The following is a 2,558-nucleotide window of genomic DNA, read 5'->3' as shown; positions in this document are numbered from 1 at the left end:
CGGCTCGGGGATGCAGGCCCGGTTCCTGCTTGCGATGGGCGGGGCGATGCTGGTGGTGGTGGCGATCCTGGCCGTGCTGCTGGGGCGGCAGGCTGCGATGCAGGGCGAGGTGAGGTCGCTCAGCAACGGCGTCATCCACGAACTGTTCGACCGCAGCGTGCGCAGCCGTGGCGAGGCCATGGTGCGCGAGCTGTCCGATGCGCTTGCCGGTCCGCTCCACAACAACGACCTGGACCAGGTCGGGGCGCTTGTGCGCAGCATTTCGCGGCAGCCGGTGGTGCGCTACGTACTGGTGTTCGACGACCGCGGGCGGCTGGTCCACGACGGCTCGGCCGGAGTGCCCGGATCCGGGCGGCCGATGACCGATCCGTTGGCGGCCGGGGCGGTTGCCGCGCAGTCGCTGGTGGTGCAGCAGTCGCCCACGGTGCTCGACAACGCGATGCCGATCAGGGTGGGCAAACAACGCATCGGTGGTGTCCGCGTCGGCATGGCGCTGGATGAAGTGCTGCAGCGTGAGCAGGCGGCCAACGCGACCCTCGGTGAGAGGCTGCAGCAGATGGGAAGCCGGCATCTGGGCTGGCTGCTGCTGATGCTTGGCCTGCTGGTGGTGATCGGCGTGGTGGTGATCCTGTACGTACAGCGCACGCTGGTGGCGCCGATCCGCGAGCTGGCCGCGGCCGCCCGGCGCATCGAAGCGGGCGACTACCAGGCGCCGCTGCGCGAAAACACCCGCGACGACGAGGTCGGGGAACTGGTGCGTGGTTTTGCCCGCATGCGTGATGCGATCGCCCGCCACGACCGCGAAGTGCGGCGCATGGCCTACACCGACGCCTTGACCGGGCTCACCAACCGCCTGGCGTTCCGCGAGGCGCTGGACCATCGATTGATGGCCGCACGTGCGTCCAATCACCGGTTGGGTCTGCTGTTTGCCGATATCGATGATTTCAAGCGGGTCAATGACACGCTGGGCCATGAGGCCGGCGACGAGGCGTTGCTGCAGTTCGCCCAGCGCATCGGCCGCGCAGTGACCGAGGCCGGCGGCGACGATGCCGTGCTGGCGCGGTTCGGCGGCGACGAATTCGTGATCCTCGTTGGTGATGGCGATGTTGCGGCCAATGCGCGGTTGCTGGCCGAAGTGCTGGTGCGCGAGCTGGGCAAGCCGCTGGTGGTGCAGGGCAGGGAACTGTTCCTGGGCACCTCGATCGGCGTGACCCTGTTCCCCGACGATGCCGCAGATGCGACGACGCTGCTGAAGAACGGCGACATCGCGATGTACCAGGCAAAGATGGCCGGCAAGAACTGCTATCGCTATTACAGCCGGGCCATGGATCACGCGGTCGAGCGGCGCGTGCACATGGAACAGGAACTGCGCGGGGCCTGGGAGCGCGGCGAGCTGCGGCTGGCCTATCAGCCGATCTACCGCATGCGTGACCGCTGCATGGTCGGTGTCGAAGTGCTGCTGCGCTGGCAGCACCCGACGCTGGGCACGATTCCGCCATCGGTGTTCATCGAGGTGGCCGAGCAGAGTGGCCTGATTGAGATCATCGGTCCGAAGGTGCTGCGTGCCGCCTGCATGGAAGCGGTGCAGTGGCCGCGGGGCGTGGCCGGTGACGAGTTGTTCGTCTCGGTCAATGTGTCGCCACGGCAGTTGCGCGGCGGGGAGCTGCCGGCGTTGGTTGCACAGTGCCTGCAGGAGTCGGGCCTGCCGGCCTCGCGCCTGCACCTGGAGCTGACCGAGACGGCGGTGATCGGCGATGAGATGCTGGCCGCGCAGCTGTTGGACCGCCTGCACCGGGCCGGGGTGAAGGTGTGGCTGGACGACTTCGGTACCGGTTTCTCCGGTCTCAGCCACCTGCGGCAGGTGCCGGTGGACGGCGTCAAGATCGACAAAAGCTTCGTCGCCGACATGCAGCGCGACCCGGACGACCTGGCCCTGACCACGGCGATCATCGCCATGGCTCACGCACTGGGCATCACGGTGGTGGCCGAGGGTATCGAACAGGAGGCCCAGTTCGAGCTGCTGGCCCAGCGTGGCTGCGACCTGGGTCAAGGCTACCGGCTGAGCCACCCGGTCACCGCCACCGAAGTGGTGCGGATGATCGAATCGGGCGCGTGAGGCGCTACAGCGGGCGCTTGCTCGGGTCGCCGGGCAGTTCGCGGACCAGCTTGGGGACCAGGTAGCCGGACAGCCGGGCAGTGAGGCCGGCAATCAGGGCCTTGGCCTGGATGTCGTCCACTTCGAAGTGGGCCACGCCCTCGACGCGATCCAACTGGTGCAGGTAATACGGCAGCACGCCGGCGGCGAAGCTGCGTTCGCTCAGGTCCTGCAGCGCCTGCACGCTGTCGTTGACCCCGCGCAGCAGCACCGCCTGGTTCAGCAGCTGGGCGCCGATGCCACGCAGACGGGCCATCGCGGTATCGACGCTGGCGTCGAATTCATTGGCGTGGTTGGCATGGACCACGATCGCCAATGGCCACGACAGGCTGCCCAGCCAGGCCAGCAGTTCCTCGTCCACGCGCTCGGGCAGCACGATCGGCAGGCGCGTGTGGATGCGCAA

The 2,558-nt window shown here is 68.0% G+C and carries 1 protein-coding gene and 1 pseudogene; one reads left to right on the top strand and one right to left on the bottom strand.

Features of this window, described 5'->3' with window-relative positions; translation table 11 throughout:
* The first annotated feature begins 10 nt into the window (after positions 1-10).
* Positions 11-2,116 carry a putative bifunctional diguanylate cyclase/phosphodiesterase gene (locus tag AC1VAN_RS18175; RefSeq protein WP_480986374.1) on the top strand — a complete coding sequence of 702 codons (2,106 nt, stop codon included), beginning with the start codon at positions 11-13 and terminating at the stop codon, positions 2,114-2,116.
* A gap of 4 nt (positions 2,117-2,120) precedes the next feature.
* On the opposite strand, the pseudogene AC1VAN_RS18170 reads toward AC1VAN_RS18175, so the two are convergent.
* A pseudogene (locus tag AC1VAN_RS18170) lies at positions 2,121-2,558 on the bottom strand (EF-P beta-lysylation protein EpmB); the annotation flags it as partial.

Source organism: Stenotrophomonas sp. 05L44_2, assembly GCF_056665995.1.
The sequence above is the reverse complement of the archived record's forward strand: the minus strand, read 5'-3'. Positions and strand labels throughout refer to the sequence as shown.

What these genes read in the sequence shown, in the direction of transcription:
- AC1VAN_RS18175 (WP_480986374.1), top strand. Translation starts at nt 11, where the DNA reads ATGCAGGCCCGGTTCCTGCTTGCGATGGGCGGGGCGATGCTGGTGGTG.